Source organism: Scopulibacillus daqui (genome assembly GCF_016908855.1).
Taxonomy (GTDB): Bacteria; Bacillota; Bacilli; order Bacillales; family Sporolactobacillaceae; genus Scopulibacillus_A; species Scopulibacillus_A daqui.
On the sequence record NZ_JAFBER010000002.1, the window covers coordinates 98,020 to 123,985 of the forward strand.

A 25,966-nucleotide genomic window follows, 5' to 3' on the forward strand; every position below is an offset into this window, starting at 1 on the left:
AGTCATTTAAGAAAGCATAAAAAAAGCACCCGATGAGGTGCTTTTTTTATGCGCGTTCTACTTTCCCAGCCTTTAAAGCTTTTGTAGAAACATAAACACGTTTAGGTTTACCATCAACGAGAATACGCACTTTTTGTAAATTTGCTTTAAATTTACGTTTAGACTTATTTTCAGCAAATGAACGATTTTGACCGAACTTTGTCGTTTTACCAGTTACATAACATTTACGTCCCATTATTCCAACCTCCTTGCCGCGAAAATAACAAATACGACATAATGTTACCATGTCTTTAGCTCTTGCGCAATAGAAACGTTGCAGAGGGACGGTTGAAACTTTAAAAAGAAACCAGCTTATAGTAAAATAAACATAGGTATGTAAGTACGATAGAGGAGGTTCCTTATGAGTATAGATATCGATACGAGTTATGGACAGATCAATGTGTCTTCTGAAGTGATTACGATGATTGCAGGTTGTGCTGCGGTTGATTGTCACGGCATTGTAGGAATGGCTTCGCAACGTCAATTAAAAGACGGTCTAAGTGAATTATTGGGAAGGGATAATTTAGGCCGGGGAATAGTCGTACGTGAAGAAGAAGGAAGTTTAACGATTGATATGTACATTATCGTCAGTTACGGGACGAAGATTTCTGATGTAGCGCGCCTTGTACAAACAAAAGTCAATGAACAGCTTAAGCAAATGCTTGGGATAAAGGCTTATGCCGTTAATATTTTTGTTCAAGGCGTCCGCATGATTGAGGACGTTTGATGCGACATTCTTAAACAAAAAACTACTTTTTAAAACGCTTACATTATCATATTTATGAACTTGATAGTTTTTATTATTTTAAAAATAAGAGGTGATCAACATGAAATACCGCAGTGTTTTTGATATTATTGGTCCGGTGATGATTGGGCCATCCAGTTCCCATACGGCAGGAGCCGCACGAATCGGCCGTGTTGCAAGAAGGCTATTTGGGCATATGCCGAAAAAGGTGACCATTCATTTATACGGGTCTTTTGCAAAAACTTATAAAGGCCACGGCACAGACATTGCCCTTGTCGGCGGTCTTTTGGATTTTGACACCTTTGACGAAAGGATCGTTAATGCATTGTCGCTTGCCGAGGAAGCAGGCATGGAAGTTAAATTTATTGAAGATGACGCCGCGGCCGATCATCCGAATACGGCACGTCTTTTGCTTGAAGATGGAGATAATAAACTTGAAGTCGTCGGCGTTTCAGTTGGCGGAGGGAAAATCGAAATCACTGAATTAAACGGTTTTGACATTTCCCTATCAGGCAGCCAGCCTGCATTATTGGTTGTCCATCATGACCGTTACGGCGCGGTGGCTGCCGTGGCAAGCATTTTGGCTAAGCATGAAATTAATATTTCATACATGGAAGTTTCCAGAAAAGTCAAAGGCGATATTGCCTTAATGATTATTGAAACGGACCAAGAGGTAGCCGATGAAATAGCAAAAGAAATTGAAGTCCAGCCGCACATGCTAAACGTAGCTGTATTGGCTTAGACTACTTACAGGGGGGTCTTAAAATTGTTCCGAACAGTTGAAGAACTAGTGAAAATTGCTGATACAAAGCATATGCCGATATCAGAAGTCATGATATTAAAAGAAATTGATGAAACGGGAAAGTCCCGTGAAGATATATTTGAACAAATGGCGAAAAATTTACAAGTCATGGAGGATGCTGTAGAGCGCGGAATTAAAGAAGGTGTTAAATCCCATTCAGGCTTGACAGGAGGCGACGCTGTCCTGCTGCAAAGCTATATTCAAACAGGCAAGGCGCTTTCTGGAGAAACATTGCTCGATGCAGTCAGCAAGGCAGTTGCCACCAACGAAGTTAATGCTGCAATGGGCACGATTTGCGCCACACCGACAGCAGGTTCTGCCGGTGTTGTTCCCGGTGTGCTTTTCGGTTTAAAGCCGAAACTGAATCCCTCTAAAGAACAAATGATACGTTTTCTGTTTACATCAGGTGCCTTTGGCTACGTTGTCGCCAATAATGCTTCTATCTCGGGTGCTGCAGGCGGGTGCCAGGCAGAGGTTGGTTCTGCGACGGGAATGGCCGCTGCAGCAGTAGTAGAGCTGGCAGGAGGTACACCGGAACAATCCGCTCATGCCATGGCAATCGCGCTTAAAAATATGATTGGTTTAGTTTGTGATCCTGTTGCAGGTTTGGTTGAGGTACCGTGCGTGAAAAGAAATGCAATCGGCGCTTCAACAGCTATTGTTGCAGCCGATATGGCTCTCGCCGGCGTGAAAAGCCGGATACCATGTGACGAGGTCATTGATGCCATGCATCAAGTCGGGCAAATGATGCCAACTTCTCTAAAAGAAACGGCCATGGGAGGCTTAGCAATGACGCCGACGGCTCAAGAAATTGAGGCGAAAATTTTCGGTTTTGCCAAGGACGGTCAGAAATAAATAATGACTGGCATCAATATTACTGAAATAAAAGGGATAGGTCCCGAAACAGCCCGTGACTTAGAAGCGCTTGGCATCAAAACAGTTGAAGATCTGTTCGAGTATTTGCCGTATCGATATGAAAATTATGAATTAAGAGATCTGGAGACAGTCAAACATGACGAAAAAATCACTGTTGAAGGGAAGGTTCATAGCGAGCCTTCTCTCCGTTATTTTTCGAAAAAAAAGTCAAGGTTAACTGTCAGGGTATTCGTTGACCGTTTCTTAGTAACCGCAGTTATCTTCAATCGTCCGTATTTGAAAAAACAGTTAAAAATTGGCGATGTGATCACACTGACAGGAAAATGGGATCAGCATCGGGCGACGATTGCTGCCACGGAATTTAAAAAAGGGCGGCAGCAGCGTTCCTCGCTGATTGAACCTGTCTATCCTGTAAAGGGGAAAGTCACGGTTAAGCAGGTTCGGAAATTTATGGTGACAGCTTTTCAGCAATTTTCATCACTTATCATTGATCCTCTGCCCCAGGCATTAAGAGAAAGATACCGGTTAGTTGACCGGGTCAGCGCTCTTAAGGCGCTTCATTTTCCGTTGAATTACAATCAATTGAAACAAGCGCGGCGCCGTATGGTTTATGAGGAATTGCTATTATTTCAGCTCCGCATGCAAGCCTTTAAAATGATGAAAAGAGAAAACGAGAAAAGCACAGCCATCCCAATATCTCAAGAAGATGTTGATTATTTTGTAGAGCATTTGCCGTTTCCTCTGACTCAAGCGCAAAAACGAGTGACAAACGAAATATTGGCTGATATATCAAGCCCCTTTCGAATGAATCGTTTGCTCCAAGGTGATGTAGGCTCCGGAAAAACGGTTGTTGCAGCTATCAATTTATATGCTGTGGCTAGAGCCGGATTTCAAGGGGCTATGATGGTGCCGACTGAGATATTGGCCGAACAGCACGCTGAAAGTTTGCAAGAGTTGTTAGCGCCGCATGACATTGTTGTGTCCCTTTTGACAAGCTCAGTAAAAGGAAAACGAAGGCAGGAGCTTTTAACAAGATTAGAAGCAGGCGAGATTGACATTCTTATAGGAACCCATGCAGTGATACAAGAGGATGTCATATTCAAGAGGTTAGGGTTAGTCATAACGGACGAACAGCATCGCTTTGGTGTGGAACAAAGAAGGACCCTTAGAACCAAAGGCGACAATCCCGATGTCTTGTATATGACCGCAACGCCCATACCAAGAACGCTAGCCATTTCGGCATTTGGCGATATGGATATTTCTACGATTGATGAGCTGCCTAAAGGGCGAAAATCAATTGAAACATACTGGATAAAGCATGACATGTTAAATAGAGCGCTTGCTTTTGTAGAAAAGGAACTTAAAAAAGGGAGACAGGCATACGTCATTTGTCCATTAATTGAAGAATCGGAGCAGCTTGACGTCCAAAATGCTATAGATGTGCATGCCCAGCTTCAGCATTATTTTAAAAACTTTCGCGTTGGATTAATGCACGGCCGCTTAAGCGCCCAGGAAAAAGACGATATTATGGCCGGCTTTAAAGAGAATCGCTTTCAAGTTTTAGTATCGACAACAGTCGTTGAAGTAGGCGTAAATGTGCCGAATGCGACGATTATGCTGATTTATGATGCGCAAAGATTCGGCTTAGCCCAGCTCCATCAGCTGCGCGGACGGGTCGGAAGAGGAGATGAGCAATCTTATTGCATTTTAATTGCAGATGCAAAATCAGAAGTCAGTCAAGAGAGAATGCGGATCATGACAGAGACTGCCGATGGATTTAAACTTTCCGAATATGATTTGGAGCTGCGCGGGCCAGGCGATTTTTTTGGCCAAAAACAAAGCGGATTGCCCGATTTTAAATTGGCTGATGTTGTTCATGATTATCGGATCTTGGATACTGCAAGGGATGATGCCTCTGCTATGGTCCGTTCGAAAGCTTTTTGGAAAGATGACGCTTACAAACATTTGCGCCAATTTTTGGCTGAATCAGGCGTGTTGAACAAAGAACGTCTGGATTAGCATCTTGAAATAATATAATTAAACTTATATACTACTATTAGTACCTAGTCATAAAATCAAACGGCCATGTATGGATGTTTTTTCTCTAAGCAGTGAACTGCTGCTTAGAATAATCTTCAGGAGCACAACACGTCGGGATGAAAATTGGCGGTGTCAAGGATGAGAAAGAGCAAACGGGAACGACAAAAGCAACTTTTAACGACGATTGAGAACAGCCCTTTTGTGACCGATGAGGAATTAGCGGAGAAATTCAATGTCAGTGTTCAAACGATCCGGCTTGACCGAATGGAGTTATCTATTCCCGAATTGAGAGAGCGGATTAAGCATGTCGCCCAAAAACAATTTGATGAAATAAGAGCGCTCCCGTTGGACGAAGTTATCGGCGAAATCGTAGATCTTCAGTTAGATAAAAGCGCGATATCGATTTTGGATATCAAGAAAGAGCATGTTTTTTCACGCACCGGCATTGCTAGAGGACATCATCTCTTTGCACAAGCAAACTCTCTTGCCGTCGCTGTGATTGATGATGAGCTGGCTCTGACTGCTAAATCGAATCTTTATTTTACAAGACAGGTTCTTGTTGGCGAAAGAGTAGTAGCTAAGGCAAAGGTCACAAAAGTCGAAGGTGATCGAACGATTGTTGAAGTGAATAGTTTTGTTGGAAAAGAACGTGTTTTTCGGGGGAAGTTTACGATGTATCGCTCCCAGTTGGAAGGGGGAAACATAATAGATGAGACTAGCTATAGATGCGATGGGCGGTGATAATGCCCCATTGGAAATTGTCAAAGGTGCGCTTTTAGCTGCCGAGAAATTTCCGGATATGCATTTTACTTTGGTTGGTGATAAGGCCAAAATAGAGCCTTTGTTAGATCAACATCCAAAGTTTGATATACTACATACAACTGAAATCATTGAGCCGACAGATGCACCGGTTAAGGCGGTGCGAAAGAAGAAAGAAGCGTCAATGGTGCTTGCCATTAAGGAAGTCAAAGAGGGCCGTGCTGATGCAGCCATTTCAGCCGGCAATACGGGAGCGCTGATGGCGGCGGGTCTGTTTATTGCTGGACGAATTAAAGGGATAGACCGCCCGGCTTTGGCTCCGACCCTGCCGACGATTAATCAAGGTCAAGGGTTCCTGCTCTTGGATGCGGGATCAAATATGGACGCGAAACCTGAGCATCTTCTTCAATATGCGATAATGGGCTCAATATACGCTGAAAAAGTATTAGGAAATGAAAGACCGCGCGTAGCATTGCTGAATATCGGCGAAGAACCCGGAAAAGGCAACCAATTAAGCAAATCAGCTTTTGAACTTTTAAAGGATGCGCCGATACATTTTATCGGCAATGTTGAAGCGCGTGAATTGCTGCAAGGGGCGGCCGATGTTGTTGTTTGCGACGGTTTTTCCGGAAACCTTGTTTTAAAATCCATTGAGGGTGTGGCTTTATCTTTATTTTCTTTATTAAAAAAAGAATTAACAAGCTCACTTTTTTCAAAAATGATAGCGGGTCTTTTATATCCTAAATTAAAAGGCTTGAAAAAAACGATGGATTATTCCGGATACGGCGGCGCTTGCTTGTTTGGGTTGACGGCGCCCGTCATTAAGGCGCATGGTTCATCCAATGCTAATGCTATTTTTACAACCATTGAACAAGCTCAACTGATTGTAGAAAAGAATGTTGTCAAAACTATTGAAGACCTGATTCTTAAAACAAATGAAGAATGGAAAAAATAGGAGGGGTACTATGGGCAAAATCGCCTTCTTATTCCCGGGTCAAGGTTCCCAACAAGTTGGAATGGGAAAAGATATCATCGAAAAATACAGTGAAGCGGCTGATATATTTAGAAAAGCTGATCAAAGATTGGATTACCCATTGTCTGAGATCATTCTAAACGGACCTGAAGACAAATTAACGCTGACAGAAAATACTCAGCCCGCGATATTAACAGTCAGCTGCGCCCTTTTGAAGCTTTTGGAGGAAGAAGGTTTGCAGCCTGATTATACGGCTGGACACAGTTTAGGCGAATACAGCGCTCTCGTATCCTCTAAAGCGCTGAGCTTTGAAGATGCGGTATTTGCGGTCAGGAAACGCGGCATGTTCATGGAGGAGGCTGTTCCTGCCGGCGCTGGGACAATGGCAGCGGTGCTTGGCATGAAAGCTGATAAGTTAAAAGAGGTATGCGAGAAAGTCGAAGCAGACGGTGATACTGTTCAATTGGCTAACTTGAACAGCTCAAGTCAAATCGTTATTTCCGGTACCAAAGAAGGAGTGGAGAAGGCTTCGGCATTAGCGAAAGAATCAGGAGCGAAAAGGGTAGTTCCATTAAATGTCAGTGGACCGTTCCATTCTTCTCTAATGAAACCGGCTGCCGAGAAACTTGAAGGTGTGCTCAGCGCTGTTGACATTCACGATGCAGAAATTCCTCTCATTGCTAATGTAACAGCCGATCTTGTTACCGAAGCAAATGATATTCAAGAACACCTTATTGAACAGCTGTATTCTCCTGTCCGTTGGGTTGAATCTGTAGAAAAAATGAAAGAATTCGGCGTGGATACATATGTTGAAGTTGGCCCCGGCAATGTGTTGTCAGGCCTTGTAAAAAAAGTGGACCGCAGGGCTGCGATTTATCAAGTAAACAGCCTGGAAACGTTTGAACAAACAGTACAAGCTTTAAAGGAGAGAGCGTAATGTTAGAAGGAAAAACGGCGCTTGTCACAGGTGCCTCGAGGGGCATTGGCCGGGCAGTAGCGCTGGAACTGGCACGGCTTGGCGCCAATGTAGCAGTAAACTACGCGGGAAGTGTTGAAGCAGCCAATGAAGTTGTAAAAGAAATACAAGATTTAGGCCGGGAATCAGCTTGTTACCAATGTGACATATCCGATCCCGATGCTGTTCAAGATATGATAAAATCTGTTGTATCAACATTCGGACGTTTAGATATCCTTATAAATAACGCGGGTATTACGAAAGATAATTTATTGATGAGAATGAAAGAAGAAGAATGGGATGCTGTCATTAACACTAACTTAAAAGGCATCTTTAATACAACAAAAGCCGTATCAAGGCAAATGATGAAACAGCGGAGCGGCCGGATTATTAATATGGCCTCTGTTGTCGGTGTTACAGGAAACGCCGGTCAAGCCAATTACGTTGCAGCTAAAGCGGGAGTTATCGGATTGACTAAGACAGCCGCTCGTGAACTGGCTTCAAGAAATATAACAGTTAACGCGGTTGCTCCTGGCTTTATCTCAACGGATATGACAGAAGTGCTGCCAGAAGATGTCAAAGGGCAAATGCTAAGCCAAATACCGCTGGGCCGTATGGGATCGCCGGAAGATGTCGCTTCAGTCGTTGCCTTCCTTGCAAGCGACGCGAGTGCTTACATGACAGGACAAGTCCTTAGAGTAGACGGCGGCATGGTCATGCAGTAATTGGCTGCACGGTTTCCAATTTATACTTTCTAAATGTATAAAAATTATCTTTACGTCTATGGCCACTTTTTGATATTTTATATAAGGGCCAATACCCTTGAGGGGAGGTGAATGATATGGCAGAAGATATTTTAGCGCGTATTCAAAAAATCGTCGCTGAACGTCTTGACGTTGATGAAGCAGCTGTAAAACCAGAAGCCTCTTTTAAAGAAGATCTAGATGCAGACTCCCTTGATGTTGTGGAGTTAGTGATGGAGCTAGAAGATGAATTTGATATAGAGATTTCTGATGAAGATGCTGAAAAAATTGTTACTGTTGGCGATGTGATTGACTACATAAAAAGCCATCAATAATTTTTGTTATAAAGTCCCGTTTTTTAAAGCGGGGCTTTAAACTTATATATTTTTGCTAAGAGAAACCGCTGAATGTTTCTATTTTGTAAGAGGGAGGTACAAGCGATGTCCAAAGATAGCAGAATGCGCCGTTATGAGCAGGACAAGCTGAAAAAGCTGCGGAATTTTTTAAAAGAAGCATCGTTGAATTTTACAGATGAAGCGTTGCTGAAAAAAGCCTTTACCCATTCATCTTATGTGAATGAGCATCGTCATCAAGTACCTGAGGATAATGAGCGGTTAGAATTTTTGGGTGATGCGGTACTCGAGCTTTTAACTTCGCAATATCTTTACAAAAGTTATCCGTTAATGAGTGAAGGAGACATGACAAAATTGCGTGCTGCAGTGGTCTGCGAACCTTCGCTTGTTCAATTTGCAACAGAACTTTCTTTCGGCCAAATGATTTTTCTTGGCAGAGGCGAAGAAGCCACAGGCGGAAGAGAACGTCCTGCATTATTAGCTGATGTGTTTGAGGCGTTTATAGGCGCTTTATATTTAGACCAAGGTTTAGACGTCGTAAACAGCTTTTTAGAAAAAATCGTTTATCCAAAAATTAGAGATGGTGCTTTTTCCCATGTGATGGATTTTAAAAGTCAACTGCAAGAAACAGTTCAAAGAAAAAATCTTGGGACGCTGCAATATGAAGTGCTTTCTGAAAGCGGCCCAGCCCATCATCGTGAATTTATTTCCAACGTTCGGCTAAATGGAGAAGTCATTGGTAAAGGATCCGGCCGCTCCAAAAAAGAATCTGAACAGCATGCGGCCCAACAAGCGTTGGAAGGATTAAAATAAAAGACTTGCCATTTCGGCAAGCCTTTTATTTTCTTATAGCCCTTAATTCGTCTAATATGCCTTCCATCTGACCGACGCTGAATGAGGTCTGCTTGTTGACAAGTTGATAAATATCATAAAGCTCTTCATAGTTTTCCGTTGAGAAATGATCGGGCTTTAAAATATCCTGATTCACCAACTGTAATTTCTTTTTAATAACGTCCAGCATAAATTCGATATTTTCGCTGTTTTTAACAGATAGATCCATTGTAGCCTCCCGAATATTATCATTTACAGACACGTTAATTATTATTGTACCAAATAGACGGGTTTTCGGAAATATCCGTGAAAAACTTATGATAAAATATATGAGTTAATAGAATTAGGGAGGATTTTTTGATGTTCCTCAAACAATTAGAAGTAATGGGCTTTAAATCATTTGCCAAAAAAGCCACTATTGATTTTGTTCCCGGCGTCACAGCTGTAGTAGGACCGAACGGCAGCGGAAAAAGCAATATCACCGATGCGATTAGATGGGTGCTTGGCGAGCAATCAGCACGGTCGCTGCGCGGTTCGAAAATGGAAGATATTATATTTGCCGGAAGCGATTCAAAAAAGCCTTTAAATATGGCTGAAGTAACGCTCATTCTTGACAACAGCGATCAATACTTGCCCTACGATTTCAGCGAAATCAGCGTCACCCGCCGTGTTTATCGTTCGGGCGACAGCGAGTTTTTAATTAACGGCCAGGTTTGCCGGCTGAAAGATATCGTTGAGTTATTTATGGACTCAGGCGTGGGCAGAGAAGCATATTCTATTATTGGTCAAGGTAAAATAGACGATATTTTAAACAGTAAAGCAGATGAAAAAAGAAAGATTTTTGAAGAAGCCGCCGGTGTATTGAAGTATAAAACAAGAAAACACGCGGCGGAGAAAAAGCTGAGCGAGTCTCAAGATCACCTTCACCGTGTTGAGGATATTCTTTATGAGCTTCAAGACCAAGTCGGTCCGCTGGAGGAACAAGCCTCAATTGCCAAGGATTATTTAGAAAAAAAAGACAAGCTAAAAAATGTAGAAGTCGGGCTGCTTGCTTACGATATTGAACAAACCCATCAAATGTGGGAACAAAAAAACAAAGAGATCAATCGCCTGACAAGCGAGAAGAACGAATGGTCAAAAAAGATTAAAAAGAAAGAGCGGCTGTATAAAAAACAACAGGACTATTTAAAAGCATTAGATGAATCTATAGAGGAGCTGCAAGAAGCCCTTTTGCTGTCAAGTGAAACACTGGAAAAGTTTGAAGGTCAGAAGAATGTTCTTGAAGAGAGGCAAAAGAATGCGAAAGATAACGCCGAACAGCTTCAAGAAAGAATAGACCAGCTTGAAAGGAAGCAGGAAGAAAGTATTAAGGCGCTCGACATTGAGCAAAAAAACCTTCGCAATGAAGAAGAAAAATGGCGGAAGCTTCAAAAACAGCTCAAAGAAAAGTCTAAGCAATATGACTATTATAATCAGGATCTTGACGACATCATTGACCAATTGAAATCGGATTATATTGATGTACTTAACGATCAGGCAACTGTCCGAAATGAAATTCGTTATTTGACGGAACAAAAGGAGCAAATTCAAAAAAAGAAAGAACGGCTGGAACAGCAAACATCGGATATAAAGCAAGTGATAGCTGATGTTAAAGAACGAAAAAACCGCTTAACTGCTTTACTCCGTTCGCTTAATCAAGAACTTGAGAAAAAACAAACGGCACACAATCAATTAAGAACCCGCCTGGCTGATGATGAGGAAAGCTATAATAAACAAAGTCAAGCTTTGCAAAAAGTAGCTTCCTATATCCAGCAAGCGTCATCAAGAAAAGAAATGCTGGAAGCCATGAGCCAGGAATATGAAGGTTTTTTTCAAGGGGTTAAAAAAGTTCTAAAAGCAAAGGATCAAGGGCTTCCAGGCATTCACGGCGCAGTAGCGGAAATCATAAAGGTTGACAAAGATTTTGAAACTGCTATAGAAACGGCCTTGGGAAGCACAATGCAGCATATTGTTGTTGAGGAAGAATCTCATGCCAGGGGAGCTATTCAATATTTGAAACAACAGCGGGCCGGCAGAGCAACATTTCTGCCGATGTCTGTCGTTAAACCGCGGCGGGTGTCTAGTCATGACTTGGGAATTGTTCAGTCAAATGAAGCATTCGTCGGAGTGGCGAGCACCCTAGTGCAATTTCAGCCTGTCTATGAAAATATTGTTCATCATCTTTTAGGGCATATTATCATAGCCAAACACTTAAAAGGCGCAAACGACCTTGCCCGTCTTTTGGGATACCGTTACCGCATTGTTACGCTGGAAGGTGATGTCGTCAGTCCGGGGGGAGCGATGACAGGCGGAAGCCAAAAGCAGAAAAGCATTAATCTGCTTGGGCGCAATCGTGAAATAGATCAGCTTAGCCGGCAAATAAATGAAATGAAAGGCAAAAAACAAGAGCTTGAAGGCAATGTTGCCGCGCTAAAACAGCAATTAACAGCTAACCAATCAAAATTTGAAGAATGCCGCGATGATATTCAAAAATTAACCTATGAAAAACAACTCCAAGAAAGTTCTTTGCGCGAAATTGAAATAGAAGAGAAAAACATCTTTGAGAAAAGCGGTGTTCTAAAGCGGGAAGAATCTGATTTTGAAGAAGAGCTCGGCAAGATTGAAGCGCGGATAGGCGAGCTTGAAATGAAACAAAAAGAAAACCGGCAAAAAGAAGATGAAATGAATCAGGAAATCACTGCCTTATCGAAACAAAAAGAGCACCAGCAATCGTCAAAAGAGCAGATTCAATCAGAAGTCACCGAGCTTAAAATAAAAGTGGCAGAACAGCACCAGATTGTTAAACACCAAAGAGATAAAACAGAACGAATGACAGAGCAGCTTGAAGCCATATCGTTCGATCTTAATGAAGCAAAGCATGCGGTTGAAAACCTTGACAATCATTTAAACAACCAAGTCGTTGATCAAGAAACAATGGGTGAGAAAATTGAACAGTGCCGGAAGGATAAGCAGGCGCTCAGCGAATGGCTGAAAATCAGAAAAGCCATGCGTTCGGATCTTTATGAACAGCTTGATCAACAGGATGCTTCTCTTAAAACAGATAAACGGAAACAACAGGCGGTTATCGAAAGTCTGCAAGCGGAAGAAATCGCTTTAAGTAAACTGGATGTCCAATTAGACAATTTATTGAACGCCTTAAGAGAAGATTATGAAATGAGCTTTGAAACGGCGAAGGCTAAATATCCGCTCCAATTAGAGCCAGATGAGGCTAGAAAGCAAGTCAAACTCACAAAAAGGGCAATTGAAGAGCTTGGCACCGTTAATATTGGTGCGATTGACGAGTATGAAAGGGTATCAGAACGACTAAACTTTCTAACAGAACAGCGAGAAGATCTCCTTAATGCCAAAGCAACTTTATTGAATGTTATTGAAGAAATGGACCAGGAGGTAAAACATCGCTTCAAAGAAACATTTATCCAGGTCCGTGAGCATTTTCAAGAGATATTTAAAGCGTTGTTCGGCGGAGGCAAGGCAGATTTGCAGTTGACCGACCCCGATGACTTGCTTTACAGCGGTGTCGATATTTTGGCTCAGCCGCCCGGAAAGAAACTCCAGCATCTATCACTGCTTTCAGGCGGTGAAAGAGCGTTAACGGCAATCGCGTTATTATTTGCTATATTAAAAGTTCGGCCTGTGCCTTTCTGCGTACTTGATGAAGTAGAAGCGGCACTTGATGATGCCAATGTTGACAGATATGCCGATTATTTGAAAAATTTCAGCCGGGAAACGCAATTTATCGTTGTCACACACCGCAAAGGGACAATGGAGAAGGCTGATGTCCTCTACGGTGTAACAATGCAAGAATCAGGCGTATCAAAGTTAGTTTCTGTTCGCTTAGAAGAAACAAAGGAATTAATGGAAACAACATAGGGGGAAAAATAATGAGCTTTTTTAAAAAACTCAAATATAAAATCACTGGCCAAACCGATACAGTCACTAATAAATTTAAAGACGGATTAGCGAAAACAAGGCATTCAATGGCTGCGCGTGTCAATAATCTCGTCAAACGCTACCGCAAAGTAGACGAAGATTTCTTTGAAGAATTGGAAGAAATTTTGATCAGCGCTGACGTAGGCGTCAATACCGTTCTGGAATTGGTTGAAAAGCTTAAAGATGAGGCCCGCACCCGAAACATTAAAGAAACGGAACAGCTTAAAGATGTTATTATTGAAGTTTTGTCAAATATGCTGACTGAAGATGAGAAAGATGCCGCTATCGCGATCCAAAACGACGGATTAACAGTTATTTTAGTTGTCGGCGTTAATGGCGTTGGAAAAACAACAACGATCGGAAAAATGGCCTATAAGTTCAAGGAAGAAGGGAAATCTGTACTGCTTGCGGCCGGCGATACGTTTAGAGCGGGCGCCATTGAACAGCTTGAAGTATGGGGGGAACGGGCCGGCGTTGAGGTAGTAAAACACAATGAAGGCTCTGATCCTGCGGCTGTTATTTATGATGCTATCATGGCTGCCAAATCAAGGGGTGTTGATATTTTAATTTGCGATACAGCAGGCAGGCTGCAAAATAAAGTTAACTTAATGAAAGAACTTGAAAAAGTAAAGCGGGTCATTTCCAGAGAGGTTCCCGGAGCGCCTCATGAAGTATTGCTTGTTCTTGATGCGACCACAGGGCAAAACGCAATGACGCAAGCAAAAATTTTTGGAGAAGCCACAGATGTTTCGGGTATTGTTTTAACTAAATTAGACGGAACAGCTAAGGGCGGCATTGTACTGGCTATCCGTCATGAGCTGGATTTGCCGGTCAAGCTTGTCGGGCTTGGCGAAGGCATCCATGATCTTCAGCCGTTTGATTCCGATACTTTTGTTTACGGTCTCTTCTCAGAAATGTTCCAATCTGAAAACGGGGAGGATCATGCAGAAGAAAATAATTAATAGAAGATGTTAAGAAAAAAACTTGACAAATGAAACAGGTGCAAGTATGATAGCTATTGTGTAAAGCGAATGTCCTTTACAAGGGGTCCTTCATATGTTGGAAAAAACAATGCGAGTTAATGCCCTTTATGATTTCTATCAATTATTGCTCACAGCTAAGCAACAGCAGTATATGGACTTATATTATTTGAATGATTTTTCCTTAGGCGAAATCGCTGAGGAATTTCATGTCTCAAGACAGGCTGTCTATGATAATCTTAAGCGAACGGAATCGATGCTGGAGTCTTTTGAAGAAAAATTAGGCTTGTACAAAAAATACCAGGAAAGACTTAAGCTGTTGACTGAGTTAAAATCGATTGTTCGCGCGCATTTTGGAGAGTCGCATGATATAATGAATATCATATATAAGCTTGAGAATTTAGATTAGGAGGCTGCAGCATGGCATTTGAAAATTTAGCTGATCGACTCCAGGAAACCTTTAAAAAAATACGCGGCAAAGGAAAAGTGTCAGAAGCGGATGTTAAGCAGATGACACGCGAGGTTCGCCTTGCTTTGCTTGAAGCGGATGTTAATTTTAAGGTGGTTAAGGATTTTATTAATCGGATCAAGGAGCGTGCTGTCGGACAAGAGGTGCTGAAGAGTTTGACGCCCGGACAACAAGTGATCAAAGTTGTCCAAGAGGAGCTAACGGAGCTTATGGGCGGTGAACAAAGCAAGCTTCGCATGTCCGCTAAGCCCCCAACGGTTGTCATGCTTGTCGGTCTCCAAGGTGCCGGGAAAACAACCACAACTGGCAAACTCGCAAATTATATTCGTAAGCAGCAAAATAAAAAACCATTATTAGCCGCTTGCGATGTCTACCGTCCAGCAGCCATTAAACAATTGCAGACACTCGGCGGCCAGCTTGATATGCCTGTGTTTTCCATGGGCGATGATGCCAGCCCCGTCGACATTGCCAAACAAGCGGTCGCAAAGGCAAAAGAAGATCATAATGACATTGTTTTTATCGATACGGCCGGCCGGCTGCATGTAGATGATGCGCTGATGGAAGAGCTGGAAAATATCAAAGAAGCCACTCAGCCGGATGAGATCATCCTTGTTGTCGATGCCATGACAGGCCAAGATGCTGTTAATGTTGCCGAAAGCTTTAACGACAGGCTCGGATTAACAGGCGTTATTATGACAAAGCTCGACGGTGATACCCGCGGCGGTGCAGCTTTATCTGTTAAGGCGGTTACCGGAACACCGATTAAGTTTGCCGGTATGGGCGAAAAGCTCGATGCTCTGGAGCCGTTTCATCCAGAACGGATGGCTTCTCGGATTTTGGGAATGGGAGATGTTTTAACGCTCATTGAAAAGGCGCAGGCAACCGTTGATGAAGAGAAAGCGAAAGAAATGGAAAAGAAAATGCGAACAATGAGCTTTACGTTTGATGATTTTCTTGAACAGCTTTCTCAGGTTCGCAGCATGGGCCCGCTCGATGAACTGCTCGGCATGATGCCGGGGGCCAATAAGATTAAAGGCATGAAAAACCTTAAAATCGATGAAAAGCAAATTAGTCATATCGAAGCGATTATTCGTTCGATGACCCCGGCTGAAAAAACGGATCCCGATATTATTAATGCAAGCCGCAAAAAGCGAATTGCAAACGGAAGCGGGACATCGATCCAAGAAGTTAACCGGCTTTTGAAGCAATTTAAAGACATGAAGAAAATGATGAAGCAAATGATGGGCATGACCAAAGGAAAGAAAAAGAAAAATCCTTTTAACTTACCATTTATGTGATCAGGTGTCATCATTGGTTGATGACTCTTATCATAGATACTTTAACAATATACTAATCAGGAAGGTGTTTAATATGGCAGTAAAAATTCGTTTAAAACGTATGGGAGCAAAAAAACGTCCTTTTTATCGTGTAGTAGTAGCTGATTCCCGTTCTCCGCGTGACGGACGTTTCATCGAGGAAATCGGCACTTACAATCCTGTTGCAAACCCAGCTGAAGTTAAAATTAACGAAGACAAAGCATTGGATTGGTTGAAAAAAGGCGCTCAACCATCTGACACAGTGCGCAACTTATTTTCTAAACAAGGTTTGATGGAGAAATTTCATCAATCTAAAACACAAAAATAAGGCTTGGTTCAGGTGAATACTATGGATGAGCTAATTAGAACGATCGTCGAGCCATTAGTGGAGTTTCCTGAGGATATTAAAGTATCCCGTGAAGAAAATGAGCGGGGCTTAACATATATCCTGTCGGTAAATAAGGAAGATATGGGAAAGATAATTGGCAAGAAGGGGCGTATTGCCAGTGCGATACGAACCATTGTACACGCCGCAGGGCGAGCTCATCAGCAAGACGTTCAGCTAACCATCCAAGAATAAGGGGAGGGGGGATAATTTTACCCCCTCTCCTTTTTACAATGCTATGAGATATAGGGACACTTCTGTTTGGCTTTATTGAAATCAAGGGAGACGTGATGATGATAACAACGAAAGGAAAGATGATATGACTGAATGGCTTTATGTTGGGAAAATCGTCAACACTCACGGCATAAGGGGCGAAGTGCGGGTCATAAGTGACACGGATTTCCCTGAAGAACGTTTTGCACCGGGGACAACCCTTTACATCAGCCGTTACAAAGGTGCGCAGTATGAACCGATTATTGTAGAAGGATATCGTAAACATAAACAATTTATTCTTTTGAAAATTGAAGGTCTGGATAATATTAATGATGTAGAACCGTTAAAGGGCAGTCATCTTTATGTTTCTAAGGAACAGCTTGCCCCATTAGAGGAAAATGCCTTCTACTATCATGAAATTATCGGCTGCCGTGTTTTTGCAGACAACGGCGAAGAACTAGGTGTCATTAAAGAGATACTATCCCCTGGGGCAAATGACGTATGGGTTGTCAAAACAAACGGCAAAGATATTCTATTGCCTTATATTGAAGATGTTGTGAAGGCGGTTGACGTTGAGAATAAAAAAGTAACCGTACATCTTATAAGCGGGTTGGTGGACGATGAGGATTGATGTTTTAAGTCTATTTCCTGAGATGTACAAAGGGGTTCTGGAGCATTCTATTTTAAAGAAAGCGGCAGATAATGGCGCATTCACTTGCCGTATTACCGATTTTCGGCAATACGCCGATAATAAACATCAGCGTGTTGATGACTATACATATGGCGGCGGTGCAGGCATGCTTTTAATGCCCCAGCCTATTTTTGATGCTGTAGAAGCCGTCACAAAGGACACAGGAACAAAACCCAGAATTATAATGATGACTCCACAGGGAACCCGTTATAATCAAAGATATGCAGAAGAACTGGCCAAAGAAGATCACCTTATTTTTCTGTGCGGTCATTATGAAGGGTTTGATGAGCGGATAAGGCAATCGCTTGTAACAGATGAAATTTCAATAGGAGATTATGTCCTAACGGGCGGTGAGCTGGCTTCCATGGTGGTGATGGATAGTGTAATCAGGCTCTTGCCCGGAGTATTAGGAAATGAAGTATCGGCTCACACTGATTCGTTTTCTAATGGGCTGTTAGAGCACCCGCAATATACAAGGCCGGCTGACTTTCGAGGTATGAAGGTGCCTGATGTCTTATTATCCGGAAATCATAAACTCATTGAAGAATGGCGGCATAAAGAATCACTAAGGCGGACCCTGATGAGACGCCCGGATTTACTAGAAAACCGCATCTTAACTGATAAAGAAAAAGAATGGCTTCAAGAAATAAAACAAGAAATAAAAAATAAAGATTAAAAGGATCTCGAAACGAAGTTCAAAAAAGGGCGGCCAAGAAGGCCTCTTAAACGGCTGCGAGCTTGCAAGATCTTTGCATAAGCTTCCCGCTGTTTACGCAAGCATCTGGTTCCAGGATTTTTTGAACATCTTTTAAAAGGATTCTTGCATGATGGTATAGGATATGCTATGATATTTTTTGTGGCAAATGCCAGTCAATACGATGTTCCGCTGTGGTTAGGTTTGGGTTTTAAGCCTTGTTAAGTATCACAAGAGCATTTGTAGGGAAGGAGGGGCATTTATGCAAAACATTTTAGCTGAAATTACAAAAGAACAATTGAAATCAGATCTTCCTGAATTTCGTCCTGGTGATACAGTTAAAGTACACGTTAAAGTTGTTGAAGGACAACGTGAACGTATTCAGGTCTTTGAAGGTGTGGTTATCAAACGCCGCGGCGGCGGCATAAGCGAAACCTTTACTGTTCGTAAGGTTTCTTATGGTGTCGGCGTAGAGAGAACATTCCCAGTTCACTCACCAAAGATCGATAAGATCGAAGTCGTACGCCAAGGTAAAGTGCGCCGTGCGAAACTTTACTATCTGCGTAATCTTCGCGGTAAAGCGGCTCGTATTAAAAGTCGATAATTGCGGAAAAAGGAGCTTGTATATTCAAGCTCCTTTTTTACACCATTAAAAGTGATGTTCATTTTGGCTTCGTTTAAATTAAGGGAGAACAAGGCCTTATGTCGGGAAAATATAAAAATTATTGGGGCATTTTGATATCTGTTTTAGTCGCCGTGATGTTAGCTTTTTTGATGAGATATTTTTTATTTGCCCATATTGTTGTTGAGGGGCATTCAATGGTGCCGACGCTTCATAATCGCGACCATATGATCATCAATAAACTAAGTTATAAATTATCAAAGCCGAAGCGGTTTGATATCATTGTTTTCCATGCCACCAAGAGGTCTGATTATATCAAACGTGTGATTGGGCTGCCCGGTGATGTGATTCAATATAAGAATGATCATTTATTTGTGAACGGGAAAAAAATGAATGAGCCTTATTTGCGGTCTTTGAAGAGGCAATCAATAGGACCGCTCACTTACGACTTTAAGGAAAAAGTGCCAAAAGGAACGATATTCGTTCTGGGAGATAATCGGCGCAACAGCCGTGACAGCCGTATTTTCGGTCCTGTACCAATAAATAAAATTGTCGGAAAAGCAGAAGTGACTTTTTGGCCATTATCGCATTTCCGAGCAGTAAAGTAGGTGATTATTTGACGATACAATGGTATCCGGGTCATATGGCGAAAGCCAAACGCCAAATGATTGAGAAAATTAAGCTGATAGATGTCGTGATAGAATTAGTGGATGCGCGAATTCCGTTTTCTTCGAGAAATCCGTTAATTGATGACATTGCGGCGAATAAACCCCGGCTGCTTATCTTGAATAAAACAGATATGGCTGATGGGCAATTAACGGCTGAATGGATCAATTATTTTAAAGATAAAGGTTACTCAGCTCATGCTGTCAATGCTCAAACCGGTAAAGGCTCCGAGAATATTTCTGAATGGGTTCATGAATTAACCGCCGCAAAAAGAGAAAAGGTAGAAAGCAAAGGGTTCCGGGCACGAGCCGATCGTGCGCTTATCATTGGCATTCCCAATGTTGGAAAGTCAACTTTGATTAATCGATTAGCTAAAAGAAAAATCGCCAAAATCGGCGATCGTCCAGGTGTTACTAAGGGCCAGCAATGGATTAAAGTCGGCAAAACAATGGAGTTGTTAGATACTCCCGGTATATTATGGCCAAAATTTGAAGATCCTGAAGTTGGTTTGAAATTAGCAGCTACAGGAGCTATTAAAGATGAATTGATTGATTTTCAAGATGTGGCCGTCTACCTTTTAAAGGTTTTAATGGTAAGGTATCCTCATGCATTAAAAGAAAGATACGGTCTTGCTGAGATTTCATACGAAGGCAATGAACCGGCCATTGAAGAAATCGTTGCCCTTTTCGACGCGATTGGCAAAAAACGCGGCTGCGTCATTGGCGGCGGAAATATTGATTATGATAGAACCGCTGAATTAGTGATCAGGGAGTTCCGTACACAGAAATTAGGAAAGCTTACATTAGAATCACCGGAAGAAACACTGTAAGTAATGAATATTTATCATTTCTCGACAGAAGACGCCCGCTTCAAGGGATGTAAAGGGTGTGCCCAATGTTTTGCCTTACAACACTGTATATACGAATTTTAAGTTCTTGTCTGCCACAGTTTTATAAAAGCTGTGGTTTTTTCAGTTAAGCATAAAAATGGGATTTTAGCCATGTTTGTTAGTTTTTTGCAATCGGCAATATTTTTTATTAGACACTGAAGATTTTCTTCGTTTTTGGTACAATGCTAAAGGATATTATAAAAGAAACCGATATTTAGTATTGAAAGGGAAATGCAAGTGAAAAAATTATCTATTAAAGCACTTGAAGAAAAGCTGTCCCAATTAGAAGAGCTTTCGGATGAACAGCGAAAAGCGCTTGAGGATGATGACAGAAAAGGCGTACATAATCTTCTTAAACGATGGGATCAGCGTCAGCTTAAGAAAAGGCAAATGATCAGCCGTTATAAAGAAATGATGCGATTTGAAAATCAGCTATATGAAAAAGGCTGTCAATATATTGCAGGCATCGATGAAGCCGGCAGAGGACCGTTAGCGGGTCCTGTTGTAGCAGCGGCTGTTATACTAAAACCCAAGACCGCCTTATACGGGATTAATGATTCAAAACAATTGTCAAAAAAGAAACGGCAAGAATTTGCAGCAAAGATATACGAACAGGCTGTTTCCGTTGGCATAGGCATCGTCAGCGCGCGTGAAATTGACAGCATAAATATCTATCAAGCTGCAAAACTAGCGATGAGAAAAGCGGTTGACTCACTTAACATTGTTCCGGACTATTTGCTTATAGACGCTATGACTCTTCCAACGAATGTGCCGCAATCGTCTATTGTCAAAGGCGATGAGCGAAGCATCTCGATTGCGGCTGCATCAATCATTGCAAAAGAAGAACGTGATCGCATCATGGCTGAACTCGATCATATATATCCCGGCTATCACTTTGCAAGTCATGCCGGCTATGGTACCAAACAGCATCTGGCCGCTATTGAAGCATTGGGACCCTGCCCCGAGCACCGGCTATCATTTGCGCCACTTCAATCGAAATGATGGTGTTTATATGCATATTGATGGAATTGACAAAGCCGTGCAAAAGATTAATCTCGATTTTGCTGTTGGAAACGGGCAAATATTAAAAGGCAAGGTTGTCAATATCATTTCAGACGATAAGGTGGAGATTATCGTTGGCCAGCGGCAATTGACTGCAACCGTTAATACACGGCTTGAATGGGGAAGGGACTATCTTTTTCAAGTAAAGCAGCATAAAGAACCGCCTGTGCTGCAAGTATTAAATAATGGCGCAGATCAAGACAATTCTACTCAGTTTGAAGTGCGCCAAATGATGAACATATTAAAGCTGAAAGATGACCCAGTTATTGAAATGCTGATTAAATCGCTTATAAAAGCAGATATACCAATCACTAGAGACCTGCTTCTTTCGGCAAAACATTTACTTGCCCAATCCCATTCTTTAGAATCAGGAATAAAAACAGTTGAATGGATGGTCCGTCATCGGCTGCCGCTGGAAAAGGATTTTTTTCAATCTGTTGAAAGTTTGTTTCAGGAAGAACACTTATCAACACATGCCAACCGCCTGCTCCATCAAATGATGCCAATGCCAAATAGAACAAATGCTATGATGGCGCTGGCGCGTTTTCTGCATTCCCTGCCTGCTGCAAACCATGAGTCAAGCAATTGGCTGGACATGCTTGTTAATAAAATAGGTTTTCAGCATGAAAACTTGCTATCGTCATTTGCGTCAAATAACAAAGGGAACAATCAATTAAACGAAACCTTAAAGTCACTTGTTTTAAAGCTCATCCAAGATACGGAAACCCCTTCGCAATTAAAGCCCGCCGCGGAAATGATGCTCAAATCAATTACCGGCCAACAATTACAAATGGTGAGCAATGATGAAACGCTGGTCCAATTATTGATGCAGCTGCCGATCCGATCAAAAGACAAGTTTGACAATGTATCTATATATTGGGAAGGGAAAAGAAGCCGCAGCGGCCAGATAGACTCCGGCAACTGTCAGATTTTCTGCAGGCTTGACCTTAATCAATTGAATGAAATGCTTGTGCATATTCGAATACAAAAGAAAAATATGACCATTAAAATTCATAATAACTATACAGGGCTTGGAACGGCTTTAAGGAAATGGGAGGATCTTCTTCGAATGCGTCTGGAAGAAGCGGGGTTTAGGCTGGTCTCGTTGTCGCAAGTTCAATTGGAAGAAGGTAAGAGAGATGATATTTTGACGGATATGATAATCGATAAAAGTCATCTGGATGTGAAAATATGAAAAAGGCAGTTGCGCTGGCTTATCAAAATCAAATTGATGAAGCGCCTCGAGTGATAGCGAAAGGCTCGGGAGAAACGGCAGAAAAGATCATTGACATTGCAAAAAAAGAACACATCCCTATTTCAGAAGATCCCAGCATGGTCGCGATCCTCTCTGAACTCGATTTAAATCAGTCGATTCCGCCAGAACTATACCAAGCAGTTGCAGAGATCTTTGCCTTTATCTATTTCGTTGACAAACAAGAGCAATCGTAGGCGTTCTATTTTAAATTTGTTTAATAGACTGTCAGAACGGATTTTATAGCTTGCCAATCGGCAGGTTTTTTTAAATTGTCTTGAAATAATCAATCATGTCTTAAATGGTAGACAAATGAATGCGTTTTTATATACAATGATAAAGGCAGTGATCACAACAATGATAGGAGGTTCTATAAGTGAATATCCATGAGTATCAAGGCAAAGAACTCTTGAGAAGTTACGGAGTAGCTGTACCAAATGGCTATGTTGCTTTTACGCCTGAAGAAGCTGTGGAAGCAGCCAAAAAGCTTAATTCAGATATTAAAGTAGTTAAAGCGCAAATCCACGCCGGCGGCCGCGGGAAAGCAGGCGGTGTTAAACTGGCAAAGTCGCTTGATGAAGTCCGTACATACGCCGAAGAATTATTGGGAAAAACGCTGGTTACCCATCAAACAGGTCCGGAAGGCAAAGAAGTTAAGCGCTTACTTATTGAAGAAGGAAGCGATATTAAAAAAGAATTTTATGTTGGTCTTGTTTTAGACCGCGCGACATCTCGAATCGTTTTAATGGGATCAGAAGAAGGCGGAACTGAAATCGAAGAAGTCGCTGCTAAGACGCCTGAAAAGATCTTTAAAGAAACGATTGACCCTGCGGTAGGACTTTTGCCGTTCCAAGCTAGAAGGCTCGCTTTTAATATTAACATTCCTAAAGAACTGATCAATAAAGCAGTTAAATTTATGACAGGACTCTATCAAGTTTTCGTAGAAAAAGACTGCTCGGTTGCAGAAATCAATCCTTTAGTCATTACTGGCGATGGTCAAGTGATGGCGCTTGACGCAAAGCTAAACTTTGATGACAACGCGCTGTATCGCCACAAAGACATCATGGAACTTCGCGATCTTTCTGAAGAAGATGAAAAAGAAATCGAAGCATCAAAATACGGCCTCAGCTACATTGCTTTAGACGGCAACATTGGCTGCATGGTTAACGGTGCTGGACTTGCTATGTCAACAATGGACATTATTAAGCACTATGGCGGCGATCCGGCAAACTTCCTTGATGTAGGCGGCGGCGCTACAACGGAAAAAGTTACCGAAGCCTTTAAAATTATTCTTTCCGATGAAAATGTTAAAGGGATATTTGTTAACATTTTCGGCGGCATTATGAGATGCGATGTTATTGCAAACGGCATTGTTGAAGCTACAAAACAAATGGGGCTTGAGCTTCCGCTTGTCGTTAGATTGGAAGGAACAAATGTTGAAATCGGAAAACAAATCCTAGAAGATTCCGGCTTAAATATTACTGCTGCGGAATCAATGGCTGATGGCGCAGAAAAAATCGTTTCATTAGTAAAATAGAAAGGTGGGAAACGACTGATGAGTATCTTTATCAATCAAGATACAAAAGTTATCGTACAAGGCATCACTGGTTCTACAGGCCTTTTTCATACAAAACAAGCCATTGAATACGGAACTAAAATTGTTGGCGGTGTGACACCTGGTAAAGGCGGGACAGAAGTAGAAGGTGTTCCTGTTTTTAATACGGTTCAAGAAGCTGTTGACAAAACAGGCGCTAATGTTTCCGTTCTTTATGTTCCTCCGGCTTTCGCCGCAGATTCTATTATGGAAGCCGTAGACGCTGAACTTGATCTCGTTATTGCTATCACAGAACATATTCCGGTTCTTGATATGGTAAAAGTAAAACGCTATATGGAAGGTAAGAAAACAAGACTAATTGGTCCGAACTGCCCTGGCGTTATTACACCTGAAGAGTGCAAAATCGGGATTATGCCTGGCTATATTCATAGGAAAGGTCACGTTGGCGTTGTTTCCCGCTCCGGTACGCTTACATATGAAGCGGTGCATCAACTTTCCCAAGCCAACATTGGCCAATCTACAGCTGTTGGTATTGGCGGCGACCCAGTCAACGGCACTAACTTTATTGATGTGCTTAAAGCATTCAATGAAGATGACGAAACTTATGCTGTCGTTATGATCGGTGAAATTGGCGGTACGGCGGAAGAAGAGGCAGCTGAATGGATCAAAGCTAATATGACGAAACCGGTTGTCGGATTTATCGGCGGTCAAACAGCACCTCCGGGAAAACGTATGGGCCATGCGGGTGCCATTATTGCCGGCGGTAAAGGAACAGCTTCCGAAAAAATTAAAAAGCTGAATGAATGCGGTGTTAAAGTGGCTGATACGCCTTCTGTTATCGGTGAGACATTAATTTCTGTCCTTAAAGAAAAGGGTTTATACGAAAAATGTCTAATTAAATTAAATAAGTGATAAATGAAAAGCTCCCAAAACGGGAGCTTCTTTTAATAGGCATGATATAAGCAAACATTATATTATAGTAAGGAATGGATAAATTGAACAAACGAGATAAGCTTATTCATATCCATCATTGCCGCGGTGCAGGCTGGAAAACGATAAAAAAGCTGCTTGTCCATGATCCAGAATTAAAACATATTTATCATATGTCTATTGAAGATCTTTGTACCTATTTACAAATGCTGCCCCATCATGCAAAAGTTTTTTTCGAAGATCTTCATCAACTTGACATGTCAACCCTTTTGTCAGAATACGAAAAAGATGGCATCTTCATTATAACAATTTTTGATCATGAATATCCATCGCATTTAAAGGAGATTTATGATCCTCCTTGGGTTTTATATGGAATGGGCCAACCTTCCTTGTTAAACCATCATAACATTCTAAGTGTTGTCGGAACTCGAAAACCGTCGAAACTTGGCCTGTTAAGCTTGGAGAAAATTTTGGCGCCTTTTGTCGACAGAAAGTGGACGATCGTCAGCGGCTTGGCGCTTGGTATTGACGGTTATGCGCATCAGCTCAGTTTGTCGTCTTACACCGTTGCCGTTTTGGGATCCGGACTTTATTGCCCGTATCCGAGGCAACACCGCGCCCTTTTTAATAAAATCATTTCTGATCATGCTGCAATCAGCGAATATCCCCCTCACACGTCTCCGCAAAAATGGCGATTTCCCGAACGCAATAGGATTATCAGCGGCCTTTCCTTAGGGACGCTCGTTGTTGAAGCGAAGGAAAGAAGCGGATCTCTGATAACAGCCGATCAGGCTCTTGAACAGGGAAGAGATGTCTTTGCGCTGCCGGGTTCTATATTAGATGATAATGCTTTGGGCACGAACAAACTGATCCAGCAAGGCGCAAAACTGGTTTTATCGAGTGAAGATATTTTGAATGAACTGAAGTTTTATTGAATATCCTAGTCCAAAGGTAAAATTATCATATGTTTATCAAAAATAGTAAAAAATTTATAGCCTTGTGTTTGACAAACTTTTCTTCAGTATTTAATATTAGTGAAGATTTGATTATTCTTTTCAAAGGGAATCAAAAGCCCGGAGCTACAGAGAAATGAATGCATAGCCAAAAGGGTTCCGGTTCTTTTATATTTTTATTTT

At 41.9% G+C, this 25,966-nt stretch carries 29 protein-coding genes; 27 read left to right on the plus strand and 2 right to left on the minus strand.

Annotated features, from left to right (window positions below):
* Window positions 1-46: 46 nt before the first annotated feature.
* Complete coding sequence (gene rpmB, locus JOD45_RS02495; protein ID WP_205002287.1) at window positions 47-235, minus strand: 50S ribosomal protein L28; 189 nt, start codon at window positions 233-235, stop codon at window positions 47-49.
* 165 nt (window positions 236-400) lie between these two features.
* Between rpmB and JOD45_RS02500 the strand changes: the two genes are divergently transcribed.
* The 10 genes from JOD45_RS02500 to rnc all read left to right on the plus strand — a co-directional run bounded on the left by JOD45_RS02500 (window position 401) and on the right by rnc (window position 9,098).
* On the plus strand, window positions 401-766 hold the full coding sequence (locus tag JOD45_RS02500) for an Asp23/Gls24 family envelope stress response protein (RefSeq protein ID WP_205002288.1): 366 nt from the start codon (window positions 401-403) through the stop codon (window positions 764-766).
* 100 nt (window positions 767-866) lie between these two features.
* Entirely contained in the window at window positions 867-1,526 is a 660-nt protein-coding gene (gene sdaAB / locus JOD45_RS02505; RefSeq protein ID WP_205002289.1) for an L-serine ammonia-lyase, iron-sulfur-dependent subunit beta, read from the plus strand.
* A gap of 24 nt (window positions 1,527-1,550) precedes the next feature.
* Window positions 1,551-2,441 (plus strand): L-serine ammonia-lyase, iron-sulfur-dependent, subunit alpha, encoded by an 891-nt coding sequence (sdaAA, locus tag JOD45_RS02510; protein ID WP_205002290.1) that lies wholly within the window; start codon window positions 1,551-1,553, stop codon window positions 2,439-2,441.
* A 3-nt stretch (window positions 2,442-2,444) separates the two neighbouring features.
* The gene (recG, locus tag JOD45_RS02515) at window positions 2,445-4,481 is read left to right on the plus strand and encodes an ATP-dependent DNA helicase RecG (RefSeq protein ID WP_205002291.1); all 2,037 of its coding nucleotides are present in this window, start codon (window positions 2,445-2,447) and stop codon (window positions 4,479-4,481) included.
* Window positions 4,482-4,640: 159 nt separating this feature from the next.
* The gene (gene fapR / locus JOD45_RS02520) at window positions 4,641-5,243 is read left to right on the plus strand and encodes a transcription factor FapR (protein ID WP_205002292.1); all 603 of its coding nucleotides are present in this window, start codon (window positions 4,641-4,643) and stop codon (window positions 5,241-5,243) included.
* A complete protein-coding gene (gene plsX, locus JOD45_RS02525) occupies window positions 5,212-6,216 on the plus strand; it encodes a phosphate acyltransferase PlsX (protein WP_205002293.1) in 1,005 nt (334 codons plus the stop codon). Before fapR ends, plsX begins: the two co-directional genes overlap by 32 nt.
* Window positions 6,217-6,226: 10 nt before the next feature.
* On the plus strand, window positions 6,227-7,171 hold the full coding sequence (gene fabD, locus JOD45_RS02530) for an ACP S-malonyltransferase (protein WP_205002294.1): 945 nt from the start codon (window positions 6,227-6,229) through the stop codon (window positions 7,169-7,171).
* A complete protein-coding gene (gene fabG / locus JOD45_RS02535) occupies window positions 7,171-7,914 on the plus strand; it encodes a 3-oxoacyl-[acyl-carrier-protein] reductase (protein ID WP_205002295.1) in 744 nt (247 codons plus the stop codon). The genes fabD and fabG overlap by 1 nt, the downstream gene beginning before the upstream one ends.
* A 116-nt stretch (window positions 7,915-8,030) precedes the next feature.
* Window positions 8,031-8,267: an acyl carrier protein gene (acpP, locus tag JOD45_RS02540; protein WP_205002296.1), complete on the plus strand. Its 237-nt coding sequence runs from the start codon at window positions 8,031-8,033 to the stop codon at window positions 8,265-8,267.
* Between the two features lie 105 nt (window positions 8,268-8,372).
* On the plus strand, window positions 8,373-9,098 hold the full coding sequence (gene rnc / locus JOD45_RS02545) for a ribonuclease III (protein WP_205002297.1): 726 nt from the start codon (window positions 8,373-8,375) through the stop codon (window positions 9,096-9,098).
* Between the two features lie 25 nt (window positions 9,099-9,123).
* On the opposite strand, the gene JOD45_RS02550 is transcribed toward rnc, so the two are convergent.
* Window positions 9,124-9,345 (minus strand): DUF1128 domain-containing protein, encoded by a 222-nt coding sequence (locus JOD45_RS02550; RefSeq protein ID WP_205002298.1) that lies wholly within the window; start codon window positions 9,343-9,345, stop codon window positions 9,124-9,126.
* A gap of 131 nt (window positions 9,346-9,476) precedes the next feature.
* Here JOD45_RS02550 and smc point away from each other — a divergent pair, with 131 nt between their 5' ends.
* The 17 genes from smc to dprA all read left to right on the plus strand — a co-directional run bounded on the left by smc (window position 9,477) and on the right by dprA (window position 25,765).
* Window positions 9,477-13,046, plus strand: a complete 3,570-nt coding sequence (gene smc, locus JOD45_RS02555) for a chromosome segregation protein SMC (RefSeq protein WP_205002299.1) — start codon at window positions 9,477-9,479, stop codon at window positions 13,044-13,046.
* 11 nt (window positions 13,047-13,057) lie between these two features.
* The gene (gene ftsY, locus JOD45_RS02560) at window positions 13,058-14,068 is read left to right on the plus strand and encodes a signal recognition particle-docking protein FtsY (RefSeq protein WP_205002300.1); all 1,011 of its coding nucleotides are present in this window, start codon (window positions 13,058-13,060) and stop codon (window positions 14,066-14,068) included.
* A 94-nt stretch (window positions 14,069-14,162) separates the two neighbouring features.
* Complete coding sequence (locus tag JOD45_RS02565; RefSeq protein WP_205002301.1) at window positions 14,163-14,495, plus strand: putative DNA-binding protein; 333 nt, start codon at window positions 14,163-14,165, stop codon at window positions 14,493-14,495.
* A gap of 11 nt (window positions 14,496-14,506) precedes the next feature.
* Window positions 14,507-15,853 (plus strand): signal recognition particle protein, encoded by a 1,347-nt coding sequence (gene ffh, locus JOD45_RS02570; RefSeq protein WP_205002302.1) that lies wholly within the window; start codon window positions 14,507-14,509, stop codon window positions 15,851-15,853.
* Between the two features lie 73 nt (window positions 15,854-15,926).
* Window positions 15,927-16,199 carry a 30S ribosomal protein S16 gene (gene rpsP / locus JOD45_RS02575; protein ID WP_205002303.1) on the plus strand — a complete coding sequence of 91 codons (273 nt, stop codon included), beginning with the start codon at window positions 15,927-15,929 and terminating at the stop codon, window positions 16,197-16,199.
* A gap of 21 nt (window positions 16,200-16,220) precedes the next feature.
* Complete coding sequence (locus tag JOD45_RS02580; protein WP_205002304.1) at window positions 16,221-16,451, plus strand: KH domain-containing protein; 231 nt, start codon at window positions 16,221-16,223, stop codon at window positions 16,449-16,451.
* 124 nt (window positions 16,452-16,575) lie between these two features.
* On the plus strand, window positions 16,576-17,100 hold the full coding sequence (rimM, locus tag JOD45_RS02585) for a ribosome maturation factor RimM (RefSeq protein WP_205002305.1): 525 nt from the start codon (window positions 16,576-16,578) through the stop codon (window positions 17,098-17,100).
* The gene (trmD, locus tag JOD45_RS02590; RefSeq protein WP_205002306.1) at window positions 17,090-17,836 is read left to right on the plus strand and encodes a tRNA (guanosine(37)-N1)-methyltransferase TrmD; all 747 of its coding nucleotides are present in this window, start codon (window positions 17,090-17,092) and stop codon (window positions 17,834-17,836) included. The genes rimM and trmD overlap by 11 nt, the downstream gene beginning before the upstream one ends.
* 280 nt (window positions 17,837-18,116) lie before the next feature.
* Window positions 18,117-18,458, plus strand: a complete 342-nt coding sequence (gene rplS / locus JOD45_RS02595; protein WP_205002307.1) for a 50S ribosomal protein L19 — start codon at window positions 18,117-18,119, stop codon at window positions 18,456-18,458.
* 98 nt (window positions 18,459-18,556) lie between these two features.
* Window positions 18,557-19,084 carry a signal peptidase I gene (gene lepB / locus JOD45_RS02600; RefSeq protein ID WP_205002308.1) on the plus strand — a complete coding sequence of 176 codons (528 nt, stop codon included), beginning with the start codon at window positions 18,557-18,559 and terminating at the stop codon, window positions 19,082-19,084.
* An 8-nt stretch (window positions 19,085-19,092) separates the two neighbouring features.
* The gene (ylqF, locus tag JOD45_RS02605) at window positions 19,093-19,971 is read left to right on the plus strand and encodes a ribosome biogenesis GTPase YlqF (RefSeq protein ID WP_205002455.1); all 879 of its coding nucleotides are present in this window, start codon (window positions 19,093-19,095) and stop codon (window positions 19,969-19,971) included.
* Between the two features lie 297 nt (window positions 19,972-20,268).
* On the plus strand, window positions 20,269-21,033 hold the full coding sequence (locus JOD45_RS02610; protein WP_205002309.1) for a ribonuclease HII: 765 nt from the start codon (window positions 20,269-20,271) through the stop codon (window positions 21,031-21,033).
* Entirely contained in the window at window positions 20,936-22,288 is a 1,353-nt protein-coding gene (locus JOD45_RS02615; protein WP_205002310.1) for a hypothetical protein, read from the plus strand. Before JOD45_RS02610 ends, JOD45_RS02615 begins: the two co-directional genes overlap by 98 nt.
* Window positions 22,285-22,542 (plus strand): EscU/YscU/HrcU family type III secretion system export apparatus switch protein, encoded by a 258-nt coding sequence (locus JOD45_RS02620; protein ID WP_205002311.1) that lies wholly within the window; start codon window positions 22,285-22,287, stop codon window positions 22,540-22,542. The genes JOD45_RS02615 and JOD45_RS02620 overlap by 4 nt, the downstream gene beginning before the upstream one ends.
* A gap of 179 nt (window positions 22,543-22,721) precedes the next feature.
* Complete coding sequence (gene sucC / locus JOD45_RS02625) at window positions 22,722-23,882, plus strand: ADP-forming succinate--CoA ligase subunit beta (protein ID WP_205002312.1); 1,161 nt, start codon at window positions 22,722-22,724, stop codon at window positions 23,880-23,882.
* 18 nt (window positions 23,883-23,900) lie between these two features.
* Window positions 23,901-24,812, plus strand: coding sequence for a succinate--CoA ligase subunit alpha (gene sucD, locus JOD45_RS02630; RefSeq protein ID WP_205002313.1), 912 nt, complete (start codon window positions 23,901-23,903; stop codon window positions 24,810-24,812).
* A gap of 74 nt (window positions 24,813-24,886) precedes the next feature.
* Window positions 24,887-25,765, plus strand: a complete 879-nt coding sequence (gene dprA / locus JOD45_RS02635; protein ID WP_205002314.1) for a DNA-processing protein DprA — start codon at window positions 24,887-24,889, stop codon at window positions 25,763-25,765.
* Window positions 25,766-25,966 lie beyond the last annotated feature (201 nt).

Excerpts from the sequence above, each read along its gene's own strand:
- rpmB (WP_205002287.1), bottom strand. The coding sequence starts at position 235 with ATGGGACGTAAATGTTATGTAACTGGTAAAACGACAAAGTTCGGTCAA.
- JOD45_RS02500 (WP_205002288.1), top strand. The coding sequence starts at position 401 with ATGAGTATAGATATCGATACGAGTTATGGACAGATCAATGTGTCTTCT.
- sdaAB (WP_205002289.1), top strand. The coding sequence starts at position 867 with ATGAAATACCGCAGTGTTTTTGATATTATTGGTCCGGTGATGATTGGG.
- recG (WP_205002291.1), top strand. The coding sequence starts at position 2,445 with ATGACTGGCATCAATATTACTGAAATAAAAGGGATAGGTCCCGAAACA.
- fapR (WP_205002292.1), top strand. The coding sequence starts at position 4,641 with ATGAGAAAGAGCAAACGGGAACGACAAAAGCAACTTTTAACGACGATT.
- plsX (WP_205002293.1), top strand. The coding sequence starts at position 5,212 with ATGAGACTAGCTATAGATGCGATGGGCGGTGATAATGCCCCATTGGAA.
- fabD (WP_205002294.1), top strand. The coding sequence starts at position 6,227 with ATGGGCAAAATCGCCTTCTTATTCCCGGGTCAAGGTTCCCAACAAGTT.
- fabG (WP_205002295.1), top strand. The coding sequence starts at position 7,171 with ATGTTAGAAGGAAAAACGGCGCTTGTCACAGGTGCCTCGAGGGGCATT.
- acpP (WP_205002296.1), top strand. The coding sequence starts at position 8,031 with ATGGCAGAAGATATTTTAGCGCGTATTCAAAAAATCGTCGCTGAACGT.
- rnc (WP_205002297.1), top strand. The coding sequence starts at position 8,373 with ATGTCCAAAGATAGCAGAATGCGCCGTTATGAGCAGGACAAGCTGAAA.
- JOD45_RS02550 (WP_205002298.1), bottom strand. The coding sequence starts at position 9,345 with ATGGATCTATCTGTTAAAAACAGCGAAAATATCGAATTTATGCTGGAC.
- smc (WP_205002299.1), top strand. The coding sequence starts at position 9,477 with ATGTTCCTCAAACAATTAGAAGTAATGGGCTTTAAATCATTTGCCAAA.
- ftsY (WP_205002300.1), top strand. The coding sequence starts at position 13,058 with ATGAGCTTTTTTAAAAAACTCAAATATAAAATCACTGGCCAAACCGAT.
- JOD45_RS02565 (WP_205002301.1), top strand. The coding sequence starts at position 14,163 with ATGTTGGAAAAAACAATGCGAGTTAATGCCCTTTATGATTTCTATCAA.
- ffh (WP_205002302.1), top strand. The coding sequence starts at position 14,507 with ATGGCATTTGAAAATTTAGCTGATCGACTCCAGGAAACCTTTAAAAAA.
- rpsP (WP_205002303.1), top strand. The coding sequence starts at position 15,927 with ATGGCAGTAAAAATTCGTTTAAAACGTATGGGAGCAAAAAAACGTCCT.
- JOD45_RS02580 (WP_205002304.1), top strand. The coding sequence starts at position 16,221 with ATGGATGAGCTAATTAGAACGATCGTCGAGCCATTAGTGGAGTTTCCT.
- rimM (WP_205002305.1), top strand. The coding sequence starts at position 16,576 with ATGACTGAATGGCTTTATGTTGGGAAAATCGTCAACACTCACGGCATA.
- trmD (WP_205002306.1), top strand. The coding sequence starts at position 17,090 with ATGAGGATTGATGTTTTAAGTCTATTTCCTGAGATGTACAAAGGGGTT.
- rplS (WP_205002307.1), top strand. The coding sequence starts at position 18,117 with ATGCAAAACATTTTAGCTGAAATTACAAAAGAACAATTGAAATCAGAT.
- lepB (WP_205002308.1), top strand. The coding sequence starts at position 18,557 with ATGTCGGGAAAATATAAAAATTATTGGGGCATTTTGATATCTGTTTTA.
- JOD45_RS02615 (WP_205002310.1), top strand. The coding sequence starts at position 20,936 with ATGCCGGCTATGGTACCAAACAGCATCTGGCCGCTATTGAAGCATTGG.
- JOD45_RS02620 (WP_205002311.1), top strand. The coding sequence starts at position 22,285 with ATGAAAAAGGCAGTTGCGCTGGCTTATCAAAATCAAATTGATGAAGCG.
- sucD (WP_205002313.1), top strand. The coding sequence starts at position 23,901 with ATGAGTATCTTTATCAATCAAGATACAAAAGTTATCGTACAAGGCATC.
- dprA (WP_205002314.1), top strand. The coding sequence starts at position 24,887 with ATGGATAAATTGAACAAACGAGATAAGCTTATTCATATCCATCATTGC.